The sequence below is a fragment of the Bradyrhizobium sp. sGM-13 genome, assembly GCF_018398875.1.
Taxonomy (GTDB): Bacteria; Pseudomonadota; Alphaproteobacteria; order Rhizobiales; family Xanthobacteraceae; genus Bradyrhizobium.
The window spans coordinates 20065-46421 of the sequence record NZ_JAGWDK010000009.1 but is presented as its reverse complement, the minus strand read 5'-3'; the positions used below and the strand labels follow the sequence as shown (position 1 = coordinate 46421).

29 protein-coding genes and 1 pseudogene are annotated in these 26357 nt (G+C 62.7%); 14 read left to right on the top strand and 16 right to left on the bottom strand.

The features are described from left to right. Window positions 1-130: 130 nt before the first annotated feature. Both pcaB and KJQ96_RS15325 read right to left on the bottom strand, forming a co-directional pair. On the bottom strand, window positions 131-1477 hold the full coding sequence (gene pcaB / locus KJQ96_RS15330) for a 3-carboxy-cis,cis-muconate cycloisomerase (RefSeq protein WP_213287445.1): 1347 nt from the start codon (window positions 1475-1477) through the stop codon (window positions 131-133). A 221-nt stretch (window positions 1478-1698) separates the two neighbouring features. Then, window positions 1699-1956 (bottom strand): hypothetical protein, encoded by a 258-nt coding sequence (locus KJQ96_RS15325; protein ID WP_213287443.1) that lies wholly within the window; start codon window positions 1954-1956, stop codon window positions 1699-1701. Between the two features lie 268 nt (window positions 1957-2224). On the opposite strand from KJQ96_RS15325, the gene coaD reads away from it, so the two are divergent. The 6 genes and pseudogenes from coaD (at window position 2225) to KJQ96_RS15295 (ending at window position 6865) form a co-directional block, all read left to right on the top strand. After that, complete coding sequence (gene coaD / locus KJQ96_RS15320; protein ID WP_213287441.1) at window positions 2225-2722, top strand: pantetheine-phosphate adenylyltransferase; 498 nt, start codon at window positions 2225-2227, stop codon at window positions 2720-2722. Window positions 2723-2766: 44 nt separating this feature from the next. Further along, window positions 2767-3309 carry a peptidylprolyl isomerase gene (locus KJQ96_RS15315; RefSeq protein ID WP_213287439.1) on the top strand — a complete coding sequence of 181 codons (543 nt, stop codon included), beginning with the start codon at window positions 2767-2769 and terminating at the stop codon, window positions 3307-3309. A 4-nt stretch (window positions 3310-3313) separates the two neighbouring features. Further along, window positions 3314-3754, top strand: coding sequence for a hypothetical protein (locus KJQ96_RS15310; RefSeq protein ID WP_213287437.1), 441 nt, complete (start codon window positions 3314-3316; stop codon window positions 3752-3754). Beyond that, window positions 3730-4194 (top strand): peptidylprolyl isomerase, encoded by a 465-nt coding sequence (locus KJQ96_RS15305; RefSeq protein ID WP_213287435.1) that lies wholly within the window; start codon window positions 3730-3732, stop codon window positions 4192-4194. The genes KJQ96_RS15310 and KJQ96_RS15305 overlap by 25 nt, the downstream gene beginning before the upstream one ends. Before the next feature lie 113 nt (window positions 4195-4307). Then, window positions 4308-5384, top strand: coding sequence for a tRNA preQ1(34) S-adenosylmethionine ribosyltransferase-isomerase QueA (gene queA, locus KJQ96_RS15300; RefSeq protein WP_213287420.1), 1077 nt, complete (start codon window positions 4308-4310; stop codon window positions 5382-5384). 180 nt (window positions 5385-5564) lie between these two features. Further along, window positions 5565-6865 (top strand): annotated as a pseudogene (locus KJQ96_RS15295) (PQQ-dependent sugar dehydrogenase). Between the two features lie 102 nt (window positions 6866-6967). Here the strand turns inward: KJQ96_RS15295 and KJQ96_RS15290 are convergent. From KJQ96_RS15290 to KJQ96_RS15265, 6 genes are all read right to left on the bottom strand, one after another. Then, window positions 6968-7993, bottom strand: a complete 1026-nt coding sequence (locus KJQ96_RS15290; protein ID WP_213287419.1) for an aspartate-semialdehyde dehydrogenase — start codon at window positions 7991-7993, stop codon at window positions 6968-6970. A gap of 252 nt (window positions 7994-8245) precedes the next feature. Next, window positions 8246-8851, bottom strand: coding sequence for a PepSY domain-containing protein (locus tag KJQ96_RS15285; RefSeq protein ID WP_213287418.1), 606 nt, complete (start codon window positions 8849-8851; stop codon window positions 8246-8248). A 273-nt stretch (window positions 8852-9124) separates the two neighbouring features. Then, a complete protein-coding gene (locus KJQ96_RS15280; RefSeq protein WP_213287664.1) occupies window positions 9125-9877 on the bottom strand; it encodes a TetR/AcrR family transcriptional regulator in 753 nt (250 codons plus the stop codon). 233 nt (window positions 9878-10110) lie between these two features. After that, window positions 10111-10599 (bottom strand): hypothetical protein, encoded by a 489-nt coding sequence (locus tag KJQ96_RS15275; RefSeq protein WP_213287417.1) that lies wholly within the window; start codon window positions 10597-10599, stop codon window positions 10111-10113. Window positions 10600-10673: 74 nt separating this feature from the next. After that, window positions 10674-11255, bottom strand: a complete 582-nt coding sequence (locus KJQ96_RS15270; RefSeq protein ID WP_213287416.1) for an FAD-dependent oxidoreductase — start codon at window positions 11253-11255, stop codon at window positions 10674-10676. Window positions 11256-11458: 203 nt separating this feature from the next. Further along, on the bottom strand, window positions 11459-12550 hold the full coding sequence (locus tag KJQ96_RS15265) for a patatin-like phospholipase family protein (protein WP_249734102.1): 1092 nt from the start codon (window positions 12548-12550) through the stop codon (window positions 11459-11461). A 304-nt stretch (window positions 12551-12854) separates the two neighbouring features. On the opposite strand from KJQ96_RS15265, the gene tgt reads away from it, so the two are divergent. Beyond that, complete coding sequence (gene tgt / locus KJQ96_RS15260; RefSeq protein ID WP_213287414.1) at window positions 12855-13988, top strand: tRNA guanosine(34) transglycosylase Tgt; 1134 nt, start codon at window positions 12855-12857, stop codon at window positions 13986-13988. Window positions 13989-14055: 67 nt separating this feature from the next. On the opposite strand, the gene KJQ96_RS15255 is transcribed toward tgt, so the two are convergent. Next, window positions 14056-14271, bottom strand: a complete 216-nt coding sequence (locus tag KJQ96_RS15255; RefSeq protein WP_213287413.1) for a hypothetical protein — start codon at window positions 14269-14271, stop codon at window positions 14056-14058. A 234-nt stretch (window positions 14272-14505) separates the two neighbouring features. On the opposite strand from KJQ96_RS15255, the gene cysK reads away from it, so the two are divergent. Continuing rightward, window positions 14506-15483, top strand: coding sequence for a cysteine synthase A (gene cysK / locus KJQ96_RS15250; protein WP_213287412.1), 978 nt, complete (start codon window positions 14506-14508; stop codon window positions 15481-15483). A gap of 2 nt (window positions 15484-15485) precedes the next feature. Beyond that, complete coding sequence (locus KJQ96_RS15245) at window positions 15486-15725, top strand: BrnA antitoxin family protein (protein WP_065729276.1); 240 nt, start codon at window positions 15486-15488, stop codon at window positions 15723-15725. A gap of 105 nt (window positions 15726-15830) precedes the next feature. On the opposite strand, the gene KJQ96_RS15240 is transcribed toward KJQ96_RS15245, so the two are convergent. Together KJQ96_RS15240 and KJQ96_RS15235 are read right to left on the bottom strand one after the other, a co-directional pair. Continuing rightward, window positions 15831-17258 carry a caspase family protein gene (locus KJQ96_RS15240; RefSeq protein ID WP_213287411.1) on the bottom strand — a complete coding sequence of 476 codons (1428 nt, stop codon included), beginning with the start codon at window positions 17256-17258 and terminating at the stop codon, window positions 15831-15833. A gap of 174 nt (window positions 17259-17432) precedes the next feature. Beyond that, a complete protein-coding gene (locus KJQ96_RS15235; protein WP_213287410.1) occupies window positions 17433-18311 on the bottom strand; it encodes a DMT family transporter in 879 nt (292 codons plus the stop codon). 275 nt (window positions 18312-18586) lie between these two features. Between KJQ96_RS15235 and KJQ96_RS15230 the strand changes: the two genes are divergently transcribed. Together KJQ96_RS15230 and KJQ96_RS15225 are read left to right on the top strand one after the other, a co-directional pair. Beyond that, window positions 18587-18985, top strand: a complete 399-nt coding sequence (locus tag KJQ96_RS15230; RefSeq protein WP_213287408.1) for a RidA family protein — start codon at window positions 18587-18589, stop codon at window positions 18983-18985. A 78-nt stretch (window positions 18986-19063) separates the two neighbouring features. Then, on the top strand, window positions 19064-19267 hold the full coding sequence (locus KJQ96_RS15225; RefSeq protein ID WP_213287407.1) for a hypothetical protein: 204 nt from the start codon (window positions 19064-19066) through the stop codon (window positions 19265-19267). 86 nt (window positions 19268-19353) lie between these two features. On the opposite strand, the gene KJQ96_RS15220 is transcribed toward KJQ96_RS15225, so the two are convergent. The 4 genes from KJQ96_RS15220 to KJQ96_RS15205 form a co-directional block, all read right to left on the bottom strand. Beyond that, a complete protein-coding gene (locus KJQ96_RS15220; RefSeq protein ID WP_213287406.1) occupies window positions 19354-19788 on the bottom strand; it encodes a hypothetical protein in 435 nt (144 codons plus the stop codon). A gap of 79 nt (window positions 19789-19867) precedes the next feature. Then, window positions 19868-20221 carry a hypothetical protein gene (locus tag KJQ96_RS15215; RefSeq protein ID WP_083754438.1) on the bottom strand — a complete coding sequence of 118 codons (354 nt, stop codon included), beginning with the start codon at window positions 20219-20221 and terminating at the stop codon, window positions 19868-19870. 203 nt (window positions 20222-20424) lie between these two features. Then, complete coding sequence (locus KJQ96_RS15210) at window positions 20425-21024, bottom strand: formyltransferase family protein (RefSeq protein ID WP_213287404.1); 600 nt, start codon at window positions 21022-21024, stop codon at window positions 20425-20427. 142 nt (window positions 21025-21166) lie between these two features. Further along, complete coding sequence (locus KJQ96_RS15205; RefSeq protein WP_213287403.1) at window positions 21167-21412, bottom strand: hypothetical protein; 246 nt, start codon at window positions 21410-21412, stop codon at window positions 21167-21169. 160 nt (window positions 21413-21572) lie between these two features. Between KJQ96_RS15205 and KJQ96_RS15200 the strand changes: the two genes are divergently transcribed. The 3 genes from KJQ96_RS15200 to KJQ96_RS15190 all read left to right on the top strand — a co-directional run bounded on the left by KJQ96_RS15200 (window position 21573) and on the right by KJQ96_RS15190 (window position 24995). Then, a complete protein-coding gene (locus KJQ96_RS15200; protein WP_213287402.1) occupies window positions 21573-21965 on the top strand; it encodes a hypothetical protein in 393 nt (130 codons plus the stop codon). 202 nt (window positions 21966-22167) lie between these two features. Then, window positions 22168-24501, top strand: coding sequence for a PAS domain S-box protein (locus tag KJQ96_RS15195; protein ID WP_249734100.1), 2334 nt, complete (start codon window positions 22168-22170; stop codon window positions 24499-24501). Between the two features lie 47 nt (window positions 24502-24548). After that, window positions 24549-24995: a response regulator gene (locus tag KJQ96_RS15190; RefSeq protein WP_249734099.1), complete on the top strand. Its 447-nt coding sequence runs from the start codon at window positions 24549-24551 to the stop codon at window positions 24993-24995. A 720-nt stretch (window positions 24996-25715) separates the two neighbouring features. Here the strand turns inward: KJQ96_RS15190 and KJQ96_RS15185 are convergent. Then, window positions 25716-26072, bottom strand: coding sequence for a hypothetical protein (locus KJQ96_RS15185; protein WP_213287399.1), 357 nt, complete (start codon window positions 26070-26072; stop codon window positions 25716-25718). Window positions 26073-26357: the final 285 nt, after the last annotated feature.

Sequence of the window (26357 nt, the reverse complement as noted above, 5' to 3'; positions counted from 1 at the left end):
CGCTCCAAAGGGTCTTTGCCGCCGGCAGGAGTTCCGAAAGCGGCGGGCTCGGCTCCGATAATCGGGTCGTGGCCATTCGCGTCAATACGCTGCCATGCGGTAGCGCGTCGGTGTTTATCGATCGTGCTTATCACTTGCTGTGACGTGCGAGCACGCGGTCGACCATCGCTCCCGCGGTGCCGAGATAGTTTGACGGCTCGCATAACGCGGCGAGCCGATCGCGCGGCAGGGCGGATGCGATGGCCGGGCGGCGCAGCAGGGCATCGAGCAGCGCGTCGCCACGCTCGAACGCATCGCGGCAGGCGGCATAAACCTCGTCATGGGCCAACTGACGGCCAAGCGCGGGCGCCAGCCCCATCATGACCGCTTCGGCGACGATCAGCCCGCGCGTGGCATGAAGGTTTCGCTTCATCGCCTGGGGATCGACGATCAGGCCGGACAGCATGAATTGCGCCTGCGCCAGCGACCCGGCCGTCAGCAAACAGACTTGGGGCAAAGCGAGCCACTCGCAATGCCAGGGCCCGGTGGCGCGCTCGAGATCCTGAACCATGGCATCTAACATCAGCGAAGCGGCGTCGCGCGATGCCTTTGCGTTCGCCAGCAGAATTTCCGAGGAGATCGGGTTGCGCTTCTGCGGCATGGTCGAGGATGCGCCGCGATGTGAGGAGAAGGGCTCGAATACCTCGCCGATCTCGGTCGCCATCAGGAGCATGATGTCGTAGCCGATCTTGCCGAACGCGCCGCAGATCACGGCCAGCGTCTGCGCCAGTTCGACCAGCCCGTCGCGGGCGACGTGCCAAGTGATGTCGGGTTCGGCCAGACCGAGCACGCGGGCATAGGCGGCACGTACATCCAGTCCGCGATCGCCGAGTGAAGCCAGCGTTCCCGCCGCGCCGCCGAGCTGCGCCTGAAGGGCACGAGGTTTTGCTTGCGCGAGCCGATCGGCCGAGCGCTGCAGCGCCGACAGCCAGATCGCTGCCTTGTGCCCGAACGTGATCGGCAGCGCCTGCTGAAGATGGGTTCGGCCGGCCATCGGGGTATCGCGGTGGAGGCGGGCGAGATTGGCAAGCGCGGCCATGACGTCAGTGAGCTGCGCTTCGATCAGCGCGACCGCTTCGCGCAGTTGCAGGACCGTCGCGGTATCCATGATGTCCTGCGTGGTCGCTCCCCAATGCAGATAGCGGCCGGCTTCGCCGAGTCGCTCCGATAGCTGGCGGGCCAGGCCGACAATGGGATAGCCGACGTTCTCGGTGTCGCGCTTCAACTGCTCGATATCGAGCGCGATCGCCGGCGCCTGCCGCGCGATCGCCTCGGCCGCCTCGCGCGGAATCACGCCGGTGTCGCCTTGCGCAATGGCAAGCGCGACTTCAGCCTGCACATAGGCCTTGAGCTGCGCCTCATCGGAAAACACCGCTCGCATGGCCGGCGTCGAGAAAACGTCGCGATAGAGGGCGTTGTCGAAAATCGTGCTGGCCACGCGCTTGTTTCCTTCCTGTCAATATTTCCGGCCATCTGAGTGATGTGTACAGATCCGTCAAGCGCGGCCGCGAAGACCTCGAACGCGTGCTCGCGCGCTTGAGGCAGGCAGGAGAATTTCGCGCAATCCAAGCTTCCAGAACGTCAATGGCGAGCAGGGGGGCATCCCTACTCGCCACTAGAGCGTTCCTTGGAGGTGGGGTCGGAACGAATGTTTTGCCGTTACGGGGTGCGGTCGGCGGTCACCAGGCGGGCTTCCCTCACCACGGCCTTGGAGCCGGCGGCGCGCAGGCACGAAGCCTCGAAATTCGGCCAAGCCTGCTGCGAGCAGTCCTTGCCGACGTTGCGGATATCCAGGCGGTCACCCTTGGCAAGCGCCTGCGGCACGCTGGCTTCGACCTGGGGGGCAAAGCCGGGCAATACGGTCATCGCGGCAGCGATGAACGCGGCAGCAGCGATGGCGGATAAAGCCTTGATCATGACGGTCCCCTGTCATGGGCCTTGGCGGCCCGTCGTTTCGTTGGGTGGACTTGTAGGGGGCGCAAGTTTCCGGCCGTCTTCGCGGGCGCGGAAAATGGTTTCGTCCGGACCGAGTTTTGTTTCGCCGGCCGGTGGCGGACGAAACATTGCCGGCCCGCCCGAGACGGGGATCCCGAGACTGGTTCATTGGCCGACTCGAAGTAAAAACCCGGATCCGAAGGGAACCGACCCGGCTTGCCCGGCCGCCCGAGGCGCGGTAGGAGGGAATATGTCCCGTATCGCGCTTTATCCCGGTTCATTCGATCCCATCACCAACGGCCATCTGGACGTGCTGCGGCACGCCGTGACGCTGTGCGACCGCCTGGTTGTCGCCATCGGCGTCAATTCCGGCAAGAAGCCGCTGTTTTCGATCGAGGAGCGGGTCGACATGATTCGGGCGGTATGTGAGCCGATTGCGCAAAAGGCCGGCTGCGCTTTCGACTGCACCACCTACGACAACCTCACCGTAGCTGCGGCGCGGCAGGTCGGCGCGACCATCATGATTCGCGGCCTGCGCGATGGAACCGATATGGACTACGAAATGCAGCTTGCCGGCATGAACGAGGTGATGGCGCCAGAGGTGCACACCGTGTTCGTCCCGGCGTCGCCTGTGGTCCGCCCGATCACCGCCACGTTGGTTCGCCAGATCGCCGGCATGGGCGGCGACTTCTCCGCCTTCGTGCCGCCCCAGATTGCCGCGAGGCTGAAGGCCAAGTTCGCGGGCTAACGCGCTTCTACGCGCTTTCCTGTTTCCACATGACCGGAGCTTTCATGATCCGAATTCTCGCTGTTCTCGCCGCGTTGTTCGTTATGGTCCCCGCGATCGCGCAGCCGCTGCCCGCTAATCTCGACAAGGCGAATGCGATCGTGATCGACACCACCAAGGGCCGCATCGTGATCAAGCTGCGCAACGACATCGCGCCCCAGCATGCCGAACGCATCAAGCTGCTCGCGCGCGAGGGCTACTACAACAACGTGCCGTTCCATCGCGTGATCGAAGGCTTCATGGCGCAGACCGGCGACGGCAAGAATTTCAACGGCACCGGCGGCTCGAAACATCCGAACCTTCCGGCCGAGTTCTCCAACGTGCCGTACAAGCGCGGCATCGTCGGCATGGCGCGAACCAGCGATCCCAACTCGGCCAATTCGCAGTTCTTCATCATGTTTGCCGAAGGCGCGTCACTGAACGGCAAATACACCGTGATCGGCGAAGTGATGTCGGGTATGGACGTGGTCGACAAGATCAAGCGTGGCGAACCGGTCGTCGATCCCGACAAGATGGTGAAGGTGCAAGTCGCATCCGACGTCAAGTGAGGCCATGACGGCGGGCCGCAGCAAGCCATTCGTCTGGTTTGCCGCTGCTCTCGTGTGGCTCGCATCGGGGGCGCATGCGGCGGCTCAACCGCAGCAACTCGACACCATCAAGGACATATTCGCCAAACTGTATTCGTGTTGGCAGCCGCCGCCTTACTCGCGCGCCAGCCCGATGGACATTACGGTCGCCGTCAGCTTCAACCGCGAGGGCGCCATTCTGGGGCAACCCAGGATCACCTACGAATCGGAACGCGCCAGCGATAACGACAGGGTCGCGTACCGAATTGCCGTGATGGAGACATTGCAACGCTGCACGCCGTTGCCATTTACCGAGGGACTGGGCGGTGCGGTCGCCGGCCGGCCTTTCGCGGTCCTTTTTAGAACCCGCAAACGTCCACCCAAACCGGAAGAGAAAAGAGTATGGCTGATACCGAAAATACTTTGATCCTTGAAACCACCCAGGGCCCCGTCACCATCGAAATGCGTCCCGATCTCGCACCTGGCCACGTCGCTCAGATCAAGAAACTGGTGCGTGAGGGATTTTACGACGGCATCGTGTTCCATCGCGTCATCGAGGGCTTCATGGCGCAGACCGGCTGCCCGCACGGCACCGGCACCGGCGGTTCCGGCAACAAGCTGAAGGCCGAGTTCAACAAGGAACCGCACGTGCGCGGCACCGTCTCGATGGCTCGCGCCGCGAGCCCGGATTCCGGCGACAGCCAGTTCTTCATCTGCTTCGATGACGCCTCCTTCCTCAACGGCCAGTACACGGTCTGGGGCAAGGTCACGTCGGGCATGGAGAACGTCGACAAGATCAAGCGCGGCGAGCCGGTGCAGAACCCGGACAAGATCGTCAAGGCACGGATGGCGCTGGAAGCGGCTTGATTTGACGCCGTCATTCCGGGGCACGCGAAGCGTGAACCCGGAATCTCGCGCTGACAATCTCTGGATTCCAGATTGCCGCGCTCTGCGCGGCCTCCGGAATGACGTGCAAGAACATGCGCACTGATCTCTTCGACTTCGAACTTCCCGCCACCAGCGTCGCGCTGCGGCCCGCGAGCCCGCGCGATGCTGCGCGGATGCTGGTGGTGCAACCCGATGGCGTGCTGCGCGACCGCACCGTCGCCGAGTTGCCGCAATGGCTGGAGCCTGGCGATCAACTCGTCGTCAACGACACCAAGGTGATCTCCGCCCAACTCAAGGGCCGGCGCATCGGCCGCGAGACCGAGCCGAAGATCGAGGCGACGTTGATCAAGCGGCTGGACGGGTCGCGCTGGCGCGCGCTGGTTAAGCCGGCGAAGAAGCTCGCGCCCGGCGACATCGTTCGCTTCGGCAATGAAGGCAAGGTCTGCCTGCTCGGCCATCTCGACGCCGAGGTCGAGGCCAAGGGCGAAGAGGGCGAGATCACGCTGTCGTTTTCGTTTCACGGTCCGGCGCTGGATCAGGCCATCGCCGATCTCGGCACGCCGCCGCTGCCGCCCTATATCGCCTCCAAACGCGCGCCCGGCGATCGCGATGCCGCCGACTATCAGACCATGTTCGCCGCAAATGAGGGGGCGGTCGCGGCACCGACGGCGGGACTGCATTTCACGCCTGAGCTCGAGACGGCGCTACGCCGCCACGGCGTCGAATTGCATCGGATAACGCTGCATGTCGGGGCAGGGACCTTCCTGCCTGTGAAGGTGGACGAGACCTCCGAGCACCGGATGCATGCCGAATGGGGATCGATCTCGGCTGATACCGCTGCCGCGTTGAATGCCGCGCGCGCCCAGGGCGGGCGCATCATAGCGGTCGGCACCACGTCGCTACGGCTATTGGAGAGCGCCACGCGCGAAGACGGCACCGTTCAGCCGTTCGATGGCGAGACCTCGATCTTCATCACGCCGGGTTATCGCTTTCGCGCGGTCGATATCCTCATGACCAATTTCCACCTGCCGCGCTCGACGCTGTTCATGCTGGTGTCGGCATTCTCCGGTCTTGACACGATGAAGCGCGCCTATGCGCATGCGATCGCAGCCGGCTACCGGTTCTATTCCTATGGCGATGCTTGCTTACTGTTTCGCGCGCCGGATTGAGGCGAAGCCGGGCGTCCTCGCTTGAAAAGAGGCCCGCCAATTGGGCGGGCAAAGGTTCAGGGAGGAAGCGCTCTGACAAAAAAGCGCTAACGCCTGTCTCTTTGATTCGGCGGCTGACGCCAAGATCGTATAACTACCGTCTCTCGGCGCATCGGTGCGCGGGAACAACAGGGGCCCTGCATGAACTTTTCCGGCATTTTCGCGCGAATGGTCGCGCTGATCGGCGCCGCGGCGCTGCTGTGGCGACGTCTGCAGGGATCCGCGCCCAAAGCGGCCTGGGGCAGCGCGCCGGCAATTCCAGCGGCGAAGCCGCAAGGGGCGATCCCGACGCTCAAGATGCCGACGGCCCAAGGCTGGAGCGACGGGCAGAGGCCGACCGCGGCGCCCGGGCTCAAGGTCAACGCGTTTGCGACCGGCCTGGACCATCCGCGCTGGATCAACGTGCTGCCCAATGGCGACGTGCTCATCGCAGAGGCCACCCAGATCGCGGGACCGCCCAGGAGCGTGTTCCACTATGCGATGCAGGCCACGATGCGGCGTGCCGCGGCGCTCGGTGTCAGCGCCGACCGCATCACCCTGTTGCGCGATCGCGATGGTGACGGCGTTGCTGAAGGGCGCGGGATCTTCATGGAGGGACTGAGCCAGCCGTTCGGCATGGCGATGGTCGGCGACACCTTCTATGTCGGCAACACCGACGGCGTGGTCGCCTTTCCCTATGTGGCTGGCGCGGACCGCATCACCGCCGAGGGACGAAAGCTCGTGACATTCAAGCCCGGCGGACATTGGACGCGGAGCCTGCTGCCGAGCGCGGATGGCAAAAAGCTCTACGCCGGAGTCGGTTCGCTCAGCAACATCGCCGAGATGGGCATGGAAGTGGAGCAGGGCCGCGCTGCGATCTATGAACTCGATCTTGGCGACGGTTCGAGCCGCATCTTCGCCGGCGGACTGCGCAACCCCGTGGGCCTCGCCTGGGAGCCCAACACCGGCGTGCTCTGGACGGTCGTTAACGAGCGCGACGGCCTCGGCGACGAGACGCCGCGGACTATCTGACTTCAGTGCGCGACGGCGGCTTCTACGGCTGGCCCTATTGCTACTGGGGACAGACGATAGACGACCGCGTGCCGCAGGACCCGGTCATGGTCGCGAAGGCGATTCAACCCGACTATGCACTCGGCGGCCACACCGCCTCGCTCGGCCTGTGCTGGATGCCATCAGGCACGCTGCCGGGCTTTCCGGACGGCATGTTGATCGGCCAGCACGGCTCCTGGAATCGCAGCACGCTGAGCGGCTACGCCGTCGTCTTCGTGCCGTTCGAGAACGGCCGCCCCTCCGGTCCGCCGCGGGATATTTTGACGGGCTTTCTCGCCGCCGACGAGAAAGTCTCCTACGGACGACCGGTTGGCGTGACGATCGGTCCCGACCGCTCGCTGCTAGTCGCCGACGACGTCGGCAACGTGATCTGGCGCGTGACGGGCGCGTAGCGGGTAGGGTGGGCAAAGCGAAGCGTGCCCAATATTTCGATTGATGATGCGGACCGATGGTGGGCACGGCGCAGTCGCGCCTTTGCCCACCCTGCGGCATGTTCACGCCATCGCGCGTTGCGGCAGTAACTCCGCGATCTGGATTGCGTTCAGCGCTGCGCCCTTCAGGAGCTGATCGGCCGATACAAACATCGAGATCGAGTGGCCGGAGGCGTCGCTGAGATCCTTGCGGATGCGGCCGGCCAGAACGTCGTCCTGGCCCGACGCATCGATCGGCATCGGAAAATAGTTCTTTGCGCGGTCGTCGACGATTCTGACGCCCGGCGCCTTCGACAGGATCGCGCGCACTTCATCCTCGGTGATCGGCTTTTCGCATTCGAAGGTGATGGCCTCGCAATGGGCGCGGAGCACCGGCACGCGGACGCAGGTTACGCCGATCGCGATTCTATCGTCCTCGAAGATCTTGCGGGTCTCCCTGATCACCTTGGTCTCTTCGTCGTTGTAGCCGGTCTCGGGATCGATTGCCGTGTTGTGGCTGAAGACGTTGAAGGCGTAGGGGAGCGGGATCACCTTGGGCGTGAACGGCCGGCCGTCGAGATAGGCGCGGGTCGATTCCACCAGTTCCTCCATGGCGGCCGCGCCTGCACCGCTTGCCGCCTGGTAGGTCGAGACGATCATGCGCTTGATGCGGTTCTGGCGGTGGATCGGCCACAGCGGCACCAGCGCGGTAATCGCCGAACAGTTCGGGTTGGCGATGATGCCCTTGTGGTCGCGGATGCGGCCCGCGTTGATCTCCGGGATGACCAGCGGCACGTTCGGATCCATCCGGAACGCTGAGGAATTGTCGACCACGACCGCGCCGGCCTTCACGGCAGCAGGCGCGAACTTGCGCGAGATGCCGCCGCCCGCCGAGAACAGCGCGATGTCGACGCCCTCGAACGACTTTTCGGTTAGCTCCTCGATCACGATCTTCTCGCCGCGGAAATCGATGGTCTTGCCGGCCGAGCGGGCGCTCGCCAGCGCCTTGAGCCTGCCGACCGGAAAAGCGCGCCTGTCCATGGTGGCGATGAATTCGGCGCCGACCGCGCCGGTCACGCCGGCAATGGCTACAACGGGTTCGTGGCTCACGGGTCTGTCCTCTGGTTGAGCATCATGGCTTACAGGCAATAAAAAAGCCCCGGTCCTTTTCAGGCGGGGCTTCGGTTCGGATAATGCGATCGTTCGACTACGCGCGCACGGCTCCCGAGCCCCCGGAGGGTGCTTTGGTTTTCGTGGTCGCTTTGGTCGAAGTCGTCATGGCGCGGACTTATGCGGCAGCTTGGGGCTGCAGTCAACGGCTTTTCGCCTCATCCGGTCTGCAATGCGGGCAGACGAGCCCCGTCATCGCCGCCTTGCGGCGCCGGGAGGCTCGAGGATCACCGCTTTCAGGTCGTTGCCACTCATGACGACGATCGCGAAATTCAGCCGGCCGCGTTCGCGGATCAGGCCGCCGCTGATGGCCTTGCCCGACGCCGCGTGCTCGGCCACGCGGACGGCATCTGCCAGGCGCTGCCGGATCGTCTTGAGTGCAACGAGGTTGCTGCGTTCCGCGGCATCGAACTCCTTCAGGGGCAGGGCGGCTTCGCCGCCGACGATCTTGCCAGTCGTGGCGTCGATGGCGTGGTGCCAGATGCGGTCGTTGTGAAGTGTCTTGACGCGGTAGACCGGTGAATCCGGCGCGCCGTCGAAGCTGACATCGGCGGTCGTCGCGCCGGCATGCAGGGCTTCGGCAATCGCCATCGCCTGGCTCAGCGAGATCGCCGATCCACGGAAAAGCGCCAGCTCGCGGCTGACCGCCTGCTGGTCGGACGCGGCGTCATCGCCGGCCTCGTTGCGGAGGGAGGCTGGCTCGCCGGTCGACGATGCGATGGCATAGACCGGGGCAGGCAGGATGAACGCCACCAGGATGGCTGCAAGCAACTTTCTCCACGATCTCGGCGCATGCATTGTTGCAGTCTCCATCGATGAGCCTGTCTCGGCCGGCGGTTGCCGGATCGCCTCGAAGAAAGCGCGGCCGACCCTTTGGAGGTATTCGGGCCGGCCGCGGAACGCCGCAAAGGTACCGCCGCTTGCGGCGATCGAAGCGGTGAGAGCCCCCGCTGGGACCAGTGAAAGCGGAAGCTCGCACTCGCTTATAATAAAACCATACCGTATCGTTTTGTTTTGGTCAACGATGGCGCCATGGGGTAACGCACGTGAAACGCCGTTCTCACGGAATTGTCAGCGGGAAGAGCGGCGCCGAATGGTTCCCTTAGTGGTTCCCTTGGGGGCGGACTGAACGCGGCTCGATGGTCCAAGCGCACCGGCCAGGAACAGCCTGATCGCCAAGCGCATGCGTTTTTCGGCGGACTTCATCTCCAGCGGCGTTCCGAACGTCGCCATGCGGTGCGTGTGACCGACGACCACGTCGAGAAAGACCTCTGCCGCGATGCCGGTATCCTCGACGTCCATAGCGCCCTGTGCGACCAAATGATCAAAGAAGCGCGCGGTCGTGGAAACGGCCTTCAACCAGCCCTCTTCCTTGCCGAGTTTGGCAATGTCGGGAAAGTTGATGGCCTGTGACGTCATCATGCGGCTGAACGCAACGGCATCGGGCCCGCAGGTGAACATCAGCATCTCGCGCCCGACCTCTATCAGGCGCTGCTCGACCGAAATGTCCGAGGAACGCGTGAGCTGCCCCTCCGCCGCCTCAGCAAGCGGCGCAAGCCAGCGCGCGATCTCGCGCCTCAGCACCTCCGCAAACAGTCCGCGCTTGTCGCCGTAGCGCGAATAGACGGTGGGCTTGCTGACCCGGGCTGCTTCCGCAACCGCATCAAGCGAGGTCGCGTCATAGCCCCGGTCCAAAAAAAGGCGGGTGGCAACTTCGATCAGCCGCTGATCGCGCTCGATGGCGGCGCTCTTCGTCGGCCGGCCGCCGCGCGACTTCGGGACCTCTCGTCTTGCCGGTCTGGCCTTGGTCGCAGTCAATCCCATGCCCATCGATTCCTGCGCGGTCGTGATATCAGTCATTGTTCTATAACGCGCAGTAGGAGGGGCGTCATCGCGAATCTGGCCGAATTGGCCATATCGTCAACGTGAACTCGTGGCTCTCTTCCACCACGGCGAACTTGTCGCTGACGTCTTCGCCGTCCGCGTTTGGCGCGCCTTTGGCCCTGAAGCACTCTTGGGTGCACAACATCTTGCAGAAGAACCCACACAAAACTCAGTCAGGGCGCGAGCTCTGCTCTAACCTCACCGAGCAGCGCCATGCCACCTAACCGACCCAATTCGTCCGAACATTTCGCACTCTTGCCGTAGCAGCCGAATGCAACCGATACCCGCTTCGAAAGCGGTCCGATGCGGGGCAGGCCCGTGTCGCCAAAGGTGGTCATGCAAGGCACGACGCGGCGTTCTTCGAAATTGAAGTCGCGAATACGGTCAAGGATCTGCGTTTGAAGCCCATCAGCAACGTCGATTGATCCGCCCGATTTGAACCAGTCCTTGATATCCGCCTCGCTTTCGAGCGGAATATCAACCGGATCACCGCCGAGCTTTAGCCAAGTTTGGCCGTCCGGATAGGCGATTGGCGGCAGAATATAGGGATTCTGGCCTTTGGGTCCGATACAACGCATCGACGGCATTCCGGCTAAACGTTGAACCTCTGCCGCCCCAAGCCGAAACAGCGCCGCGGTACGTCCATAGACCGTAAAGCCCAATGATTGACCGAGCAGTGATTGGGTATGCCCGCCAGCCGCAACGAGAACACGCTCGGCCTCGACACTGCCCGATCTCATCCGGATCGTAACACCCGAGCCGCTTTCCGAATCCCTAGAGCAGGTTCGTCGATAATCTGAACCCCGGCGCGCTCCGCCCCGATTGTCTGTGCCCGGACCAAGCGGCGCGGGCTGATGTATCCGGCATTCCGCGGCTCGAAATACCCCTGCATACCCGCCGTTGATCTCAGAAACGGAAATCGCTCCGCGAGCCCGGTATCCCTATATGATTCACAGAGGATCCCGGCCTCAGTACAGATTTTCCCAACTGAAGCGACGTCGCTGCTTTCGCCAGAGCCAACGTGAAGCACGCCGACTTCTCGGTAAAATTCTACACCGCTTTCCGCTGAAATCTCGCCGTAGCGCGAAATCGCAGCGCGGTTCACCTGCCTCCAAAATGCCCCCGGATCGAAACTTCGCGTAATACGGCCCTCATCGTAGTGACTTCCAAAGACGCCGCTGTGGCTCGAAAAATCTGCCGGCTCATTGGGCCCGATCAGTGCAACATCATGGCCCATTTTGCACAAATGTCGCGCAGCCGCCGACCCGATCAGACCACGTCCGATCACCGCAAGTTTGATCGCTTTATTAGCGCTCACGATTAACTCCTACGCCTTGCTGGCATAAGCAGCATGAAATCCACCATGTCAGCACCGCTCCCCTTGCCGGCCAAGGCACTGGGTCACGCCAAATACCTTATCTATATGTCTGATACTTCTGGAGGCCATTGTCTTTCGGCACTACGGAAGAATGAAACGCCAAACTTCAGAGACCTGGCCCGCTTGTTCTTCAAGGCGGCGGCTCACGGAAGCGCCGAGGTCCAGGCGCGGCCCGATGCAGCCTTCTCATAACCATACCGATAAAGGGCACGCATATAGGCCGTGTCGAATCCCTCCGAGGGCGACGCGGGATAGTCGCGCTCAATATAGGACAGATGGAAGCCCCACCGGTTGCGCTTGGCGAAATCGTAGGTCGAGAAGATGACCGAACGCGTCTGGGACTGGGTGATCGACGACAGGCTGCGTGAGGCGACATCGATCGTGCTGTTGGACACGAGTTCAAAAGTTCGTTCGAGCTTCTTGTTGACGAGAATGTAGATGTTCATCCGGCTGTTTCCGGGCAGACGTCCCTGGAAGAGCAGGGCATCTGGCAGCGTCAGGACCGGAGCGGTCACGCCGCCGTCGACATGCATCTCCTCAAAGCGCCGGCCCTGGCCCTCGGCTTCGATCAGGATCGGCGGGAAGACCAAGGGAATGCTGGCGGAGGCCGCCATCACGTCGCGAAACAGGCGCAGCGCCTCGGGCGAACCGACGGCTGCGATTTTCCCCATGTCCCAAACGACCGTGCGTTGGGTGTCGAGATCGGTCGTCACCACCAGCAGTTTTCGGCCCTTGGCATTTTCGCGCGCAACGGCGGCGAGGATCTCCGGCCCGACATAGCGGGCCACCAGCTCGCGCAGTCGCTTATTGCCGAACAGGCCGGATCCGAACAGCACGCGAATGATGCTGGGATCAGCGAGCAGGCTCTCTGCTATGCCGCTGGTGTAGACCTCCCTCAACGTGTCGTCGTACTGGGACCCGAGAAACGCAAACGGCGCAATCAGGCCGCCGGTGCTTACGCCAGAGACGACCGAGAAGGTCGGGCGGGTGCCGGCTGCGGTCCAGCCGTTCAACACGCCCACGCCATAGGCGCCATCGGCGCCGCCGCCGGAGAGCGCGAGATAGGTCTTGGTTGAGGAGAACTGGTCTTTCTCGAAACGGAATTTTGTGACGGGTTCGTCGGTGTAGCGCCGCAGGCCATCGATATCGAGCACGCGGGCGCTAGAGGCATCCGCAGCGCTGTAAGGCGTCCGCGGCAGGGACGTGCAGGCGGCAGCCGCGAGGCTGCACAGCAAGACTGCTGACCTGAGCAGGCGTGGGCCTGTCTTCCTGATCCATCGGTCGGAGAGGAGTGATCCAGTCGGGAAAGAGGGGGAGGGCATTCGCCGTCAGTCACCGTACACGCTACTACCCGCCGCCGGCCTCATCGCCCGCGACATCCGCCTTGTCCTATAAAACTATACGGTATCGTTTTATTTAACAAGTGCGAGAGCTGAGGCGCTCTGGGCGGCTCAATTGTGTCCGGCGTGGGGCACGGGTGGCTCGGAATGCGCACCGGGCGGGTTGATTGGCCGTTCCCGGCACGCAATAAGCAGCGCCATGAGTCTTCCCAATCATTTCGAGTTGCTCGCCACCAACGGCCATGCCCGCACCGGCCGCCTGACCACGCCGCATGGCGTGGTGCAAACGCCGGCCTTCATGCCGGTCGGCACCGCCGGCGCGATGAAGGGCATGCACTGGCGCGACGTGCGCGATGCCGGCGCCGATATCGTGCTCGGCAATACTTATCATCTGATGCTGCGGCCGGGCGCCGAGCGGATCGCCGTGCTGGGGGGCCTGCAGGCCTTCACCGGCTGGAACGGCCCGATGCTGACGGACTCCGGCGGCTTCCAGGTGATGTCGCTGTCGGACCTGCGCAAGGTGAGCGAAAAGGCCGTGACGTTTCGCTCGCATATCGACGGCACCAAGGTCGAGCTGTCGCCGGAGCGTTCGATCGAGGTGCAGCGCCTGCTCGGCGCCGACATCGCCATGCAGATGGACGAATGCGTGCGGCTGCCGGCCTCGCGCGACGACATCGAACGCGCGATGCGGCTGTCGCTACGCTGGGCCGAGCGCAGCAAGCGCGCATTCGAGAGCGCGCCTGATGGCTACATGCTGTTTGGCATCGTGCAGGGCGGCGATATTCCCGCGATGCGCCACATCAACGCGCGTGAATTGGTGGATATCGGTTTTCACGGCTACGCGATCGGCGGCCTGGCGGTCGGCGAGCCGCAGGCGGTGATGCTTGCGATGATCGAGGAAACGGCGCCGGCGCTGCCCGCGGATCGTCCGCGCTATCTGATGGGCGTCGGCACGCCCGAGGATTTGCTGGAGGCGGTGGCGCGCGGCATCGATATGTTCGATTGCGTGCTGCCGACGCGGAACGGGCGTCACGGCATGGCATTCACCCGCTTCGGCCAGATCAATCTGCGCAACGCCCGTCATGCCGACGATCCGCGGCCGCTCGACGAGGAGAGCGCGTGGCCCTCGGCGCGCAACGTCTCGCGCGCCTATTTGCATCATCTGGTGAGGTCAGGAGAGACGCTCGGCGCGATGCTGCTGTCGGAAATCAACGTGGCCTATTACCAGTATCTGATGCAGGGCATGCGCGACGCGATCACCGCCGGCACGTTCGAGACGTTCCAAGAACAAACGCGCGCCGGTTGGGCGCGCGGTGACATAGCTCCGAGATAGGCTATTTTAGTTTGACGCGTTTTCTTCACGCGAACCGGATGCCACTTCGCTTGAAAACGCTATGCCCTCAATTACAGGCGAACCGCTTGACCGAATGCTTGGTCACGAAACCATAACCGCAGGTGTCACAGGTCCAGAGATAGCTGATCACGTTGTCGTTGAGGTAGGCTGACGCTTCCGCGGCCACCATGGTGTCAGCACACACAGGGCACGTCGGCAGATCACATCCACGCGGATCTGGTCCAAGCGGCACGGTCGACCGGATTTCAGCAAAAGCTGGCATCGTGACCTCCTAGCGATCTGAACCTTCTGGTTCAGCTCACTACGAAAGTATACACCAAAATCTTTGACGATGTGGCAACACAAATGCGTTCATTTCGCGATATTTACCGACGTTCTTGTTTTGCAATGCAGCGAATTCTTCAACGCGTTGATTTCACCTTGCGCATCAACGCTAGCGGCTCCTAAGTAGGAACAGCCGCCAATTCCCGCACATAGTCGTCACAGGAGTGTCGAGATGGATGCATCGTCAGTCGCGAGTGCAGTGCAACGTCCGGGGCGGGGACGGGTCTTCGACTCCATCGTCGATGCGATCGGCGACACGCCAATCGTTCGTTTGCGCAAATTGCCGGAGGCACATGGCGTTAGCGCAACCATCCTGGCCAAGCTGGAATATTTCAATCCCGCCGCGAGCGTCAAAGACCGCATTGGCGCGGCGATGGTGATCGCGATGGAAAAGGCCGGCGTGATCAACGCCGACACCGTGCTGATCGAGCCGACCTCGGGCAATACCGGCATCGCGCTGGCGTTCGTCGCGGCTTCACGCGGCTACCGGCTGAAGCTTGTGATGCCGGAATCGATGTCGATCGAGCGGCGCAAGATGCTGGCGTTCCTCGGCGCCGAGATCATCCTGACGCCCGCCGCGCAGGGCATGAAGGGCTCGATCGCAACCGCTGAGGAACTGGTGCGGAGCACGCCCAACGCCGTGATGCCGCAACAGTTCAAGAACCTCGCCAACCCCCAAATTCATCGCCGCACCACGGCGGAAGAGATCTGGAACGACACCGGCGGCAACATCGATGTGTTCGTTGCCGGCGTTGGCACCGGCGGCACCATCACCGGAGTCGGACAGGTGCTGAAACCGCGCAGGCCATCTTTGCGGATCGTTGCCGTCGAGCCGGAGGAAAGCCCGGTGCTGGGCGGCGGCCAGCATACGCCGCACAAGATCCAGGGCATCGGCGCCGGCTTCATTCCGGACATTCTGGATCGCTCTGTGATCGATGAGATCGTCAGGGTCAACGGTCCGACGGCGATTGAAATCTCGCGTGCGCTGGCGCGCATGGAGGGCATTCCCGGCGGCATTTCCTCGGGCGCTGCGATCGCGGCGGCGCTTGCGATCGGCAAACGTCCCGAGAGCGCCGGCAAGACCATTCTGGCTGTCGTGCCATCATTCTCCGAACGGTATTTGTCGACGGCCTTGTTTGAAGGAATTTAGCGATGGCGGACCAGCCGCGGCGACCGAGAACCCTGAACGATGCGCGCACCGAAGCCGAGGCCGCATTCAAGCGCGCGACCGCAAAGGTGGCGCAAGCACCCGCCAAACAAGCCGCCGTTCCCGGCGTGCGCGAGCAGGTTACGTTGCGGATCGATCAGGACGTGCTGGAATGGTTTCAGGAGGGTGGTCCGGGTTGGCAGGATCGCATCAACGAGGCGCTGCGAAAGGCTGCAGGCAAATAGAACGCTCCTAGGCTTATTGATTTGCGGCTTATTGGTTTGCGACCTGCCAAATGAAAAAGGCCCGGGATGATCCCGGGCCTTTTTTTGGCAGATGGTCGCTTGCCGTTAGCGCAGCATGCCGCCGACGACGCCGCCGATGAAGCGTCCGGCACCGGCCGGATCGGGGCCGGGGTTGCTGTACTGGCGCTGCGGCGGGGGCTGCTGCGGCTGCGCTTGAGGCTGCGCCTGAACGGTGCTGGGGGCGCGGCGCTTGGGGGCGGGACGCTCCTCATCGGAACTCGCGGTCGGTGCGGCGGCCACGATCTCCGTCAGCAGCGCCTTGTGCTGCAGCTTGTTGAGGTAGCCGCTCTTTGGATAGCCGCGCGCCGCCTGCCAGCGCGTAATCACGGCGCGGGTCGGGGCGTCGAACTGGCCGGTGACCTTGGTATCGAAACCGAGCCCGTTCAGGCGGCGCTGCACGTCGCGGCGCTGGCCTTTGTCGAGGCCGATCTGGTCCTCGGTGGTCTGGTTTGCTTCGTCCTTGAAGGTCGCGGGATCGATACCCGTGCTCAGATTGCGGGTTGCATCCTTTGCACCGCTCTCCAGCGACGCAATCCGCGACAGCGCCAGCGACCGGAACTGACCGTTGGGATAGCTGGTCAGATAGGCGTTGAACTCTTCCGGCTTGTTGGAATCCTTGATCGAGCGCCAGAACTCCAGTTCAACGTCGGAGCCCGGCTTTGGACCCGACGCCGGCGCTGCAGCCGCCACGGCGCCGGGCGCGGGCGCGCCGTTCAGGTAGACCGCGCCGATCAGGTTGGTGTGACCCCAGGGGAGCTGACCCTTGTTGGTCTCTTCGTTGACCTGGGCACGGACCTTGGTCATCGCCTGCTGGATCTCGACGCCAGGCTGGGTAAGGTTGGCGAGCAAGGCGCGCGTGAACGGGCTATTGCCGCCTTCCTGGCCGTCGAGCGCGGTCTGGCCCGGGCCGGTCGCAAACGCGATCAGCGTGCCTTCGCCGGACTTCATTTCGGCGAGGCCGGTCTGCACGTTGACGCTGCGGGTGGCGGAGTTCGACTTGATCTTGGCTGCGAACGGATTGTCGCGGCAGGCGTCGAGGAACACCAGCTTGACCTTGGCATCGCCCATGGTCTGCTCGAGGGTGAGGTCGATATTGATCGCGGCGCCAAGCTTGACGTCCATTTCGGATTTGATGTCGGCGTCGATCGGCAACAGATAGTTGGTGCCGGAGATGGCAATGCCGTGGCCGGCATAGAAGAACAGCGCAACGTCGGCGCCTTGCGCCTTCTTGCCGAAGTCGAGCAGACGTTCGGTCATCTTGTCGCGCGTGAGGTTGGACCCTTCGACCACCTCGAATCCGACATTGCGTAGCGCGGCGGCCATCGCCTTGGCGTCAACGGAGGGATTCGGAAGCGGTGCGACGTTCTTGTAGGTGCCGTTGCCGACGACGAAAGCGACGCGCTTTTCGGCTTGAGCGGTTCCGGCCGCAAAGACCATGCATATGACGGACAAAATGAGCGTTGGGTAACGCATAAGAAATCCCCCTGCAGAATCAACAAAGGCTTTGGCTGTAACGCTGGCTGGACATTACAAATATCGCCCGCTTCGCACCACAAAAAAGCAGCCGAACGGCCAAATCCCGAGCCATCCGTTACCCTCGCGACACGCGCGGTAGCGTGATCTAGATCACAGCCCGGGAAATAAACTTCAGCCTTGCACGCGCGCAGGCGGCGAAGGATTCGGTTTCAGGTTCAGCAGATTGCCGGTGAGGATCAGCGCCGCGCCGAACACGGTGAATGCATCCAGCCGTTCCGAATAGATCAGCCAGCCCGCAGCGGCGCTCAATGGAACCCGCAGAAAGTCCATCGGGATCACCACGGTGGCATCCGCGTGCAGCATCGCGCGCGCCATGCAGTAGTGGGAAAACGTGCCGCAAAACGCGATCACCACCACCCAGCCCCACAGATGGGCTGGCGGCCAGGTCCAGACGTAGAGCGCGGGGAAGAGGCCGGCCGCCGACTGTATCACCAGCATCCAGAACATGATCGAGAGCGTCTGCTCGGTCCGGGTAAGCGACTTCACCATCGCTACCGAAACGCCGAACCCGACCGCGGCCGCCAGCGCGATCAACTGCCCCGGATTGATCTCGCTGGCAGCGGGGCGAACGATCACAAAGACGCCGACGATTCCGAGCACGATCGCAGCGATCTTCCAGGGCGTCATGCGCTCACCCAGAAACGTAGCGGCCAGGATCGCAGTCCAGATCGGCATAGTGAATTCGATCGCCACCACCTGACCGATCGGGATCAGCGTGAGCGCAAAGAACCAGCCGAGTTGAGCGCCATAGTGAATGAGGTTGCGCGCAACGTGCTCCGGCAGGCGTTTCGTCTTCATCATGGCAAATCCGCCCCTGGCGCGGATCAGCGGGTACAGCATCAGAAAGCCGAGGATCGAGCGCATCTCCATGAGCTGGAACACGTTGATCTCGCGCGCCGCCTCGCGCCCGGCGATCGCGATGATCAGCATCAGGGTCAGCCAGCCGGCCATCCACAGCGCGGCCAGGGTTTTGGATTGTGTGCGGTCCATTCGCGGGGAGATCAGTTGAGGGCAGGCCGGTATCGGCGAGCGCGCCACAATTTGCAACGCGCAAATGCGCGGGGGCAGCGATGCATGCCTTTGCAATTTCACTGTGGGAGCGGCTGCCGGTTCAGTGCTAAGAGCGGCGGACTTTGAGCGTCATTCCGGACGTCGCGCAGCGGCGATCCGGAATCTCGGGATTCCCCGATGCGCAATTGCGCATCTGAGGTCTGGTCCTTCGGACCGTCCCGGAATAACCACGGGAATTGAGGAGGAACGTACGCATGCGCATCTTGCAACCGGCCGAATGGTCGAAACCCCGCGGCTTCTCGCATGGTGTCGAGGTCGACGGCCCTGGTAAATGGATCGTGCTGGCCGGCCAGACCGGCGGCGACGAGAAGGGCGAGTATGCTCCAGACATGGCCGCGCAGGTCGGCACGGCGCTCAAGCGCATCGTCAAGCTGCTTGGGGAAGCAGGCGCAGCCCCCGAGCACATCGTGCGCCTGACCTGGTACCTGACCAGCCGCAGCGAATACGAAGCCGCAGGTCCCGGCATCGGTGCGGCCTGGAAGGAAACACTCGGGCGCAATTTCCCGCCGTCGACGCTGCTCTACATCGACGGGTTGGTCGACGTCAGGGCCAAGGTCGAAATCGAAGTCACCGCCTTCGTGCCCAAGGCGTAACCGGACATCACAACTGCCGCACGGGCGCTGTCCGTTTCATCAGGCGCGCCGGAAAGAACAAAAGGATACCGTGAGCCAATGACCGCTACTCGATCGACCTCTGCAGATTTCGTTACCGCCTTCGCAACCGGTTGGCCCGAGCACCAGCCTCACATCATGGTGCTGGCGCTGACCACGCACCGCGGCGTGCAGGATTTTGCGTTCAACAGGGAGCAGGCCCTGCTGATCGCCAAGACGATCAAGGAGACCGCGGCGAAGCTCGAGAAGCCGAAGACGAGTTAAGAGCGATCGCCAACTCCGTGCTGTCGTCGCCCGCGCATTCGCACGATCCGTTGGCGGGCGATGACAGGTGGCGGGCGGGGATTGGTCTACTTCGACAGCGAGATATTGGCAGCGCGGAACACGCTGTCGGCCCTCAGGGCGATCTGCTGCTTGTTGCCGGTGGTCTTCAGCGAGATGTTGGCGGCGAATCCGGCCGCCTGGGCGATCACCTGGAAACTGCCGCCAGCCCCGCGGCCCTGGATGGTGCCGCCGATGTTCCGGCTGGTTTCGCTCCAGGTGCCACTGACTTCGCCTCCGGCTGAGACCACCGCCGCTTGCAGGTTGAACCTGTAGGCGTCGCTGGCGCAGGTGAGGGCCATTTCCATGCTGGCCCCGATCACCTTGTAGGTGGAGCGGCAGCGGATCCGCTCGCTCGAACCGTCATCCAGCGTCACCGTGCCAGGACCGGACCACGTGCCGGCCATGCCGGCGAACGTACTGGACTGGGCGTGGCTCGTAGTGGTGGTGGCCAAGGCCGTCATAAAGGCCGTCATAAAAAAAGCGACGGCTGCGAATGTCAGCCGCCGCGCTTTGGCAGAAGATTCAAAAGTCTGGCTTGTCTTATTGACGGGACGCTTCCCATCGACCGCTACATGCGACGCCCGCTGAAGCCCCATTCCATTTCCCCGATCCGGAGTTGCCACTGAGTTGACCGTTCGCATATGCACCATTGATCGAGACTCGCACAAGTCCCCCGCTGCCGACGCTGCCGGAAACCGGACCGCCCGAAATCTTGCCGCCGGTGACATTCACGGTCGACGTAGTCTGCGCATCGCAATTGCCCGTTTTTGTGACTACAGTCACCTGCCAAAGGCCGTCATAGGGGTTCTGGGCGGAGGCGGGAGCGCTGGCAAAGGTGGCGGCGGAAGCAAGCAACGAAACAAACAACAGGTTGTGAATGCGGTTGGAGCGCATGGATCAAGTCCTCGAAATGTGTGTGATGGCTCGCCTTATCTGGTCACAATGTGTCCAAACTTGGGTGCGCCGCAGCACTGTGGAATGTTCCCGCGATCTCAAACACATCAAGGTGAATCTGGTTCCGGTGGAGGAACGGAAAAATCCGCAGTTTTGTCGCGATTGCGGCAAATTGCGACGCTTTTGCGGTATTATGGTAGAGGTCAATGCTTGGCGTCAGTCACGCTCGGTGCCTTGGTGGCAAATTCCTCATCCTGGGGCGTGGCCGGCAGGCTGCCGTGGGCTTTGGCGTGGTAAATAACATCGGCCAACAATTTCTGGCCAAGCGGCGCCAGCGCGCGCTCCCAGAGCTCCCGGGCGGTTTCGCCTTTTTTGACGAACACCCATTCCTGCGCGGCAATCGCGCCGGCATCCATCCGATCGGCGAGATGGTAGATGGTACCGCCAGCGATCGGATCGCCTTCCTTGATGGTCCATTCGACAGCGGCGATGCCGCGATGCCGGGGCAGCAGCGAGGGGTGATAGCCAATGCCGCCGAGTTTGGCTGTGGCCAGGGCCTCCCTGGTGACGCGGGCATGGCTGTGTGCAGTGACGATCAGGTCGGTCCCTGGTGCGATTTCGGAGGCGATCACGCGCTTCGGATCGGTCTGCACCACGACGTCAATCCCGGCGGCGTGCGCCGCGGCGGCAAGCCGGTCTTCGCCGTCGTGAACGACGACGCGAACGATATCGACCCCATGTTGGCGCAGGGTGTTCATTGTCGTCACGCCAAAATGGCGGGAACCGACCAGGGTAATCCGCATGTGTTCTGTCCGTCGTTAATCAGGCCGTATGGCGATAGCACACGATGCCGGCCTGTTTCGATGCTCGCCAACAGGCTCGCGGGTTATCAACAGGGCAGGCCGTCGAGCATAGACGGAGGGGCAGGCGCCTAATCGCGTTCCGTCACCACGACAGGATTCGCAGTTCTGGCCTGGAAAAGGGCGAGGCCGGTGATTGGACCGGCTCGGGCTGTTGTTCAGCCACCCTTTGCAGGCACTCCCGCAAGTCGGAGCTGCACTGCTTCATCTGGTTGCGAAGCTCGCGCCGGGCGAAGACGGTGAGGGTGGGATCGCCAAGCTGCTGCCAGGCAGCGCGCAGCCATTGCTGCAGGGCGCGGATATCGGAGTCGAGCACTTCAGGCTGGTTCATGCCGCCGGAATCTCAAAACGTGATCGCGCCTTGATTAGGACTGATTCTCCCGCCGACGCCTACTCGTGACAGGGCGGGCAGCACGAAATGGGCTCGCCTGGAAGCTGGGGAACGCGCGCCCTACATGTTCGTTGAGTGGGAGCCTCCTGGAGAGACCTCGATGTCCCGCAATCCGGCGCTTGTTCTCTTCGTGGCGCTCAACCTGATGGTTCCCGTAAATGCATCAGCACAATTGATGCCGCCAGCCGGCTCGGCAGGCGCCGGCAATTCGCCGATATCGGGCGTGCCGTTCGGACCGGCCAACCCCAGGGCCCTCTCCGATCCCAGCGGCATCAGCAATGCCGCGAACGTGCCACCGCTCCGCCCCAACCCCCCGCCGCCGGCCGTCTCCTACGGCTCAGTCGAGGCGCCGCGCGCACGTGTCGTGACGCCGCCATATCCAAGCGCCTCGCAGCGGATCATCAGTGCGCGCAAGGCTCCGCGTAAGCCGCCGGTTCGGCCGCGGGGGCGGCCGGAGGTGAGTAGGTTCACCGGGATCTGCCGCGGGTGCTAGCGATCAAATTGCGACCCATCCTGCGGGAAACAAAGCGCGCCGGAAGACTGACATTTCGGCGCCCGGCCACAGTTAGGAACAAATTTTCTCTTGCCGGATTTTTCCAAGGTCAAGCGCTCAGCGGTCGTGCGTGCGGGTCCCTGCATGTGCCGACACCGAGTATCGTGCGACCCAAAATTGCTTTGTGGCAGGGATGGCGGGAATGAATATCCAGCAATTGACGGCCAAGACCCTCTCCCAGCCAGGCCGGTCCGCCATCCCCGACGTCCATCATATACCTCTTGATGAACGGCGGCAGGCGCACGAAGACAGGCTGGCTATCACCTACGAGCATGTCGGCGTCGGCATCGTCGAGATCGACGAGGCTGGGCGGATGCTGCGCGTCAATCAGACGCTCTGCGAACTGATGGGACACGAAGCGGCCGACCTGCTCGGCCGCTCCATCTTTGACGAGACCTCGCCGCACGACGTCGCGCATGATCTCGCGCAGTTCAGGCGACAGATCACGGGCGACATCGATCGCTACACCATCGAAAAGCGAATCGTCCGCAAGGACGGCTCATCCTTCTGGGCGGAAGTTACGTCCGTAAGCGTCCGCGATGCATCGGGAAATTTCCTTTACGCGGTCCGCGTTCAACATGACATCAGCGCCCGCAAGGAAACCGAACTAGCGCTGGCACGCCGTAGCGAGGAGCAGGGGGCGCTGTTCGAATTTTCCGAAAAGCTGCAACGCGCTACGTCGTTTTCGGATGTTTACGACGCCGCCTTGGACGCTATCCTCGCGGCGCTCGCCTGCGATCGCGCCTCCATCCTTTTGTTCGACGAGCGCGAGGTGATGCGTTTCGTCGGATGGCGGGGCCTGTCGGACGGGTACCGGCGGGCAGTTGAGGGGCATTCGCCATGGGCGAAGGATGAAAGAAATCCGCGTCCGGTCTATTTCGAGGACATTGGCGCTTCTGGCCTGTCTGATGCCCTCAAGGAAACGATTGCGCGCGAGAAGATTGCGGCCGTCGCTTTTATTCCGATCCTGATCGGCGGCCGGCTCGCCGGAAAATTCATGGCCTATTACGACAGCCCGCATCGCTTCACCGATCCGGGGGTCGATGTCGCCCTGACGCTGGCCCGGCAACTCGGCTTCGGCATTGCCAAGCTGAGGGCGGAGGAGGCGCGCTCGGCCGCCGAACAAAGGGCACAGCAGCTTGTGTCCATTGTCGAGTCCTCCGACGATGCGATCATCAGCAAGGATCTCGACGGGATCATCCGGACCTGGAATCCTGGCGCTGAGCGGCTGTTCGGCTATACCGCCGGCGAGACCATCGGTAAGCCCGTGACCATTCTGTTTCCGCCAGGACGTGAAGACGAGGAGCCCGGGATCCTGGCCCGCATCCGGCGCGGCGAGCGCGTCCACCATTACGAGACGGTTCGCCGGCGGAAGGACGGAAGACTTCTGGACATCTCGCTGACCGTCTCGCCCGTGCGCGACGATACAGGGACCATCATCGGCGCATCAAAGATCGCCCGCGACATCACCGATCGCAAGGAGGCCGAACGCAAGGTTCAGGAGAGCGAACTGCGTCTCAAGGAACTGCTCGCGGCGATTCCAGCCGCCATCTACACAACAGACGCGCAGGGGAAGATTACCTACTTCAATGAAGCGGCGGTGGAATTCTCAGGTCGGATGCCCGTGCTCGGCACTGACGAATGGTGCGTCACGTGGAAGCTGTACATGCCGGACGGCACGCCGCTTCCGCACGACCAGTGTCCGATGGCGGTTGCGCTGAAGGAAGGACGCGCGGTGCGTGGCGCCGAAGCGGTCGCAGAGCGGCCGGACGGGACGCGGGTGCCGTTTATCCCATTCCCGACGCCGCTGCGGGATTCTTCCGGCAAGGTCACAGGTGCCATCAACATGCTGGTCGATATCAGCGAGCGACGGCAGGCCGAAACCCAGCAGCGCCTGCTGCTCGATGAACTCAATCATCGCACCAAGAACAACATGCAGATGCTGCAGTCGCTGCTGTTCTCCGCCGCAAGAACAGCCCACAGCGAGGAGGCGCGGAAAGTCCTGAACGAAGCCAGCGCACGGATCGCGGCCATGGCGGCAGCGCAGCGCGTGCTGTATGGCCGAAGCGATACAAGCCGGTTCGATGCGGAAGAATTTCTGCCGGCGGTCTGCCAGACCATCCGACAGTTGCTGCCGGCGGATGCGCGAATTGAGTGTGGCGCGGCGCACGGTGTGCTTTCCAACGACGTGGCGATGCCGCTCGCCCTGATCTTGAACGAGCTGCTGACCAATGCGGTGAAGCACGGCATCAAGGATCACGCGAGGCAGGGCGTCCGGATCAGCCTGACCGAACATGACGGACGGCTGGCGCTCTGCGTCGAGGATGACGGGGAGGGTTTCGATCTGGAGGCCGTGCGCAAGACGTCGTCTGGGCTCCAGCTCGTGCTCGGCCTCGCGCGCCAGCTCCATGGAACACTTCACGTCACGAAAAGCCCTTCGCGGGCGTGCCTCGATTTCCCTGTTGCCAAGAGTTAGGCCGGTGATCGATGACGACGCTCCACCAGAATGCAGGGCATGTTGCGTTGCCATCCGAGCCGGACCGGAATTCGTCGCCACCTGCTGAAGAGACCCGGCGCAAGGAAGGGAAGCAGGGCCCGCTGCGGGTTCTTGTCGTCGAGGATGATTTCTTGATCGCCATGCAATCCGAAGTCGCGCTGACGGCTGCCGGCTTTGAAGTTGTTGGTCCGGCCACTACCGCCGAGGAAGCCGTCGCGCTCGCCAGCGAGGCCCAACCGACGCTTGCCGTGATGGATATTCGCCTGGCCAGCACCCGCGACGGCATCGACGCCGCACGGCAACTCTATCAGGACTTCGCCATTCGCTGCATCTTTGCGACCGCGCACGACGATGTGTACACGCGCGGGCGCGCCGAGCCCTACGCCCCGCTCGGATGGCTGCCGAAGCCGTACACCATGGCGTCGCTGGTATCGGTGGTCGTCGAGGCTCTCGCGCAGTTGCGCCGGCCGTAGCGGATACGTCGGCAGTCGCACCGGAGCTATGGAACTTTTCGGCCCAAGCAATTGCAGAGAAGATGGATCGACCGTGGGTCGTGGTGGTCTCTTCAAGCCTCAGCAGCTAGGAGTGCCTAAGGCTGCGCTCGTGGCCCATCAATCCGGCGGCCAAGGACCTCCGTCGGACAGGAGATTTACAGGCGGCAGCAGACGTCTGACGAATGCGCCTGAGGCGCCGTGGCACCTCAGGCGACATTTTGTTTCTCCGCTCGTGCGCTAGTCGGTGCGGTAGGCATCCAGCGCGTGAGCGGCGAAGATTCCCACGCTAATCAGGGCGAGGATCCCTGCTGACAGCTCGATCATTGTTCGGCCTCCCGCTTACCGATTGCAGGAGGACGCCGTCGTGTGACCGGTTCCAGATGAGATTGCACGGTGGCGTCCATGTGTTTTTGTTAATAACCAGGTACGCAGCCGTTTGTTTCAGGTAGCGGTAGTAATCTTGACGTTAGGCGAGGAACAGCGGAGCTAGATGGAAAAGGAGGACGTTCGGCCAGCAAGACAAAGCCGCCAGGCGGAGCATGGTCGCCTGACGGCTTGCCGGTGTGGGCCCGGACGCTTGGGGGAGTGTCCGGTGGCTGATCATTAGGCGTCGCCGCAGCAGGCGGCAATCGAACTTGCAGTTTAACCTAACCAGTCAACCTTACCGACCGCGATGTCCTCTCTCTAAAAGGCCCGCCATTACGGACGTGTGCAGCCGCCATCGACACGTTTGTGATCGCTCTCGGTGAGCTCAAGCAAAAGCAACGTAATAGTCGATTTAAGATTTTCGCGGCGCGCGATCAAAGCTCTCACCGTCATCGGAAATGCGAAGTGATGAGGATCTCTCGTCGGACTGTTCTGTAGTTCAGCCTCAATGCTTTGATCAAGGAGGCGGAGGGCGTTCTTGATATCGATTAGCGTTGCTTCAGTTTGTTGATGCTTCCGCCTAAGCGCGCGGTCCGTTGCGAGCCGCTTGCGCTCTGCCATGGCCTGTCCCTTGGCTTGAGCGCGAACAAGATGTCGCAGATCCGCTGTCTTGAATTGGGGCTGGTTCATTTGTTTGCTCCGCAATGGCACATCATTGGCAGCGATACGTGGCAATGCTGTGCGGAGAGCAAGGAGCTTGCCAGAAACAAAATGGCTGCCCGAAGGGCGGTCTCTCTGTGTGTGAGCGCAGCTTTGAGCGGCGCGATTGTCCCAAGGACTACGACCCCGGCTGAGGTGCTCCCGGGCAGGCTCAACCCGGATGCCCGAGCTGAGCAACGGCCCATTAGAAGTCAGGCCGTTAACTTTTTCTTAAGGATTCGATTGAGATAGTTCAGACTTTAGGAAATTGCGAAT

Coding starts and splice junctions, on each gene's coding strand:
- KJQ96_RS15185 (WP_213287399.1), bottom strand. CDS start 26,072: ATGAACCAGCCCCAATTCAAGACAGCGGATCTGCGACATCTTGTTCGC.
- KJQ96_RS15205 (WP_213287403.1), bottom strand. CDS start 21,412: ATGAACCAGCCTGAAGTGCTCGACTCCGATATCCGCGCCCTGCAGCAA.
- KJQ96_RS15200 (WP_213287402.1), top strand. CDS start 21,573: ATGTCCCGCAATCCGGCGCTTGTTCTCTTCGTGGCGCTCAACCTGATG.
- KJQ96_RS15235 (WP_213287410.1), bottom strand. CDS start 18,311: ATGGACCGCACACAATCCAAAACCCTGGCCGCGCTGTGGATGGCCGGC.
- KJQ96_RS15240 (WP_213287411.1), bottom strand. CDS start 17,258: ATGCGTTACCCAACGCTCATTTTGTCCGTCATATGCATGGTCTTTGCG.
- KJQ96_RS15325 (WP_213287443.1), bottom strand. CDS start 1,956: ATGATCAAGGCTTTATCCGCCATCGCTGCTGCCGCGTTCATCGCTGCC.
- KJQ96_RS15230 (WP_213287408.1), top strand. CDS start 18,587: ATGCGCATCTTGCAACCGGCCGAATGGTCGAAACCCCGCGGCTTCTCG.
- KJQ96_RS15280 (WP_213287664.1), bottom strand. CDS start 9,877: ATGGGATTGACTGCGACCAAGGCCAGACCGGCAAGACGAGAGGTCCCG.
- KJQ96_RS15245 (WP_065729276.1), top strand. CDS start 15,486: ATGGCGGACCAGCCGCGGCGACCGAGAACCCTGAACGATGCGCGCACC.
- KJQ96_RS15285 (WP_213287418.1), bottom strand. CDS start 8,851: ATGCATGCGCCGAGATCGTGGAGAAAGTTGCTTGCAGCCATCCTGGTG.
- KJQ96_RS15255 (WP_213287413.1), bottom strand. CDS start 14,271: ATGCCAGCTTTTGCTGAAATCCGGTCGACCGTGCCGCTTGGACCAGAT.
- cysK (WP_213287412.1), top strand. CDS start 14,506: ATGGATGCATCGTCAGTCGCGAGTGCAGTGCAACGTCCGGGGCGGGGA.
- KJQ96_RS15225 (WP_213287407.1), top strand. CDS start 19,064: ATGACCGCTACTCGATCGACCTCTGCAGATTTCGTTACCGCCTTCGCA.
- KJQ96_RS15220 (WP_213287406.1), bottom strand. CDS start 19,788: ATGACGGCCTTGGCCACCACCACTACGAGCCACGCCCAGTCCAGTACG.
- KJQ96_RS15315 (WP_213287439.1), top strand. CDS start 2,767: ATGATCCGAATTCTCGCTGTTCTCGCCGCGTTGTTCGTTATGGTCCCC.
- coaD (WP_213287441.1), top strand. CDS start 2,225: ATGTCCCGTATCGCGCTTTATCCCGGTTCATTCGATCCCATCACCAAC.
- queA (WP_213287420.1), top strand. CDS start 4,308: ATGCGCACTGATCTCTTCGACTTCGAACTTCCCGCCACCAGCGTCGCG.
- KJQ96_RS15195 (WP_249734100.1), top strand. CDS start 22,168: ATGAATATCCAGCAATTGACGGCCAAGACCCTCTCCCAGCCAGGCCGG.
- KJQ96_RS15210 (WP_213287404.1), bottom strand. CDS start 21,024: ATGCGGATTACCCTGGTCGGTTCCCGCCATTTTGGCGTGACGACAATG.
- KJQ96_RS15310 (WP_213287437.1), top strand. CDS start 3,314: ATGACGGCGGGCCGCAGCAAGCCATTCGTCTGGTTTGCCGCTGCTCTC.
- KJQ96_RS15305 (WP_213287435.1), top strand. CDS start 3,730: ATGGCTGATACCGAAAATACTTTGATCCTTGAAACCACCCAGGGCCCC.
- tgt (WP_213287414.1), top strand. CDS start 12,855: ATGAGTCTTCCCAATCATTTCGAGTTGCTCGCCACCAACGGCCATGCC.
- KJQ96_RS15215 (WP_083754438.1), bottom strand. CDS start 20,221: ATGCGCTCCAACCGCATTCACAACCTGTTGTTTGTTTCGTTGCTTGCT.